The 1,143-nt window shown below is 65.6% G+C and carries 1 protein-coding gene; it reads right to left on the reverse strand.

All coding sequences use genetic code 11. The annotated features are described in order from the left end of the window. The coding region (gene tuf, locus K8625_RS43555; RefSeq protein WP_223752276.1) for an elongation factor Tu at positions 1-1,133 on the reverse strand (1,133 nt) is incomplete at its 3' end. Positions 1,134-1,143 lie beyond the last annotated feature (10 nt).

Below are 1,143 nucleotides of genomic sequence, written 5' to 3' on the forward strand. Positions count from 1 at the left end.
GCGAAGCGCAGCTCCTTCTCCATCGCGACAGGGGTGATCAGCTCCACCTCGATCGCGATGTTGTCGCCCGGCATCACCATCTCCACGTTCTCCGGCAGCTTCACCGTTCCCGTCACGTCCGTCGTGCGGAAGTAGAACTGGGGACGGTAGCCCTTGAAGAACGGGGTGTGGCGACCACCCTCTTCCTTCGACAGCACGTAGATCTGCGCCTTGAACTTGGTGTGCGGCGTGATGCTGCCAGGCTTGGCAATCACCTGCCCACGCTCCATGTCCTCACGCTTCAGGCCGCGGACCAGCGCGCCGATGTTGTCGCCCGCCATGCCCTCGTCCAGCAGCTTGCGGAACATCTCCACGCCCGTGACCACGGTCTTCTGCGTCGGGCGCAGGCCGACGACCTCGACCTCCTCGCCGACCTTGATCTTGCCACGCTCCACGCGGCCCGTCGCCACCGTTCCACGGCCGGCGATGGAGAACACGTCCTCCACCGGCATCAGGAAGGGCTTGTCCGTCGCGCGCTGCGGCGTCGGGATGTAGCTGTCCACCGCCGCCATCAGCTTCAGGATGGCCGGCTCGCCGATGTCGCTCGTGTCACCCTCGAGCGCCTTCACCGCGGAGCCCGGGATGATGGGGATGGTGTCGCCGGGGAACTCGTACTTCTTCAGGAGGTCACGCACCTCCATCTCCACCAGCTCGCGCAGCTCCGGGTCGTCCAGCAGGTCCACCTTGTTCAGGAAGACCACGATGTACGGAACACCGACCTGGCGCGCCAGCAGGATGTGCTCACGCGTCTGGGGCATCGGGCCGTCCGCCGCCGACACCACCAGAATCGCGCCGTCCATCTGCGCCGCGCCCGTGATCATGTTCTTCACGTAGTCGGCGTGGCCCGGACAGTCGACGTGCGCGTAGTGACGGTTCGCCGTCTGGTACTCCACGTGCGCCGTCGAAATCGTGATGCCGCGCTCGCGCTCTTCCGGCGCCTTGTCGATCTGGTCGTACGCCAGGAACGTGGCGCCGCCCGTCTTCGCCAGCACCTTCGTGATGGCCGCCGTCAGCGACGTCTTGCCGTGGTCCACGTGTCCGATCGTGCCGATGTTCACGTGGGGCTTGTTACGCTCGAACTTCTCCTTGGCCATGACACTCCTC

The organism is Myxococcus sp. AS-1-15, assembly GCF_020037055.1.
In the GTDB taxonomy this organism is placed as follows: Bacteria; Myxococcota; Myxococcia; order Myxococcales; family Myxococcaceae; genus Myxococcus; species Myxococcus fulvus.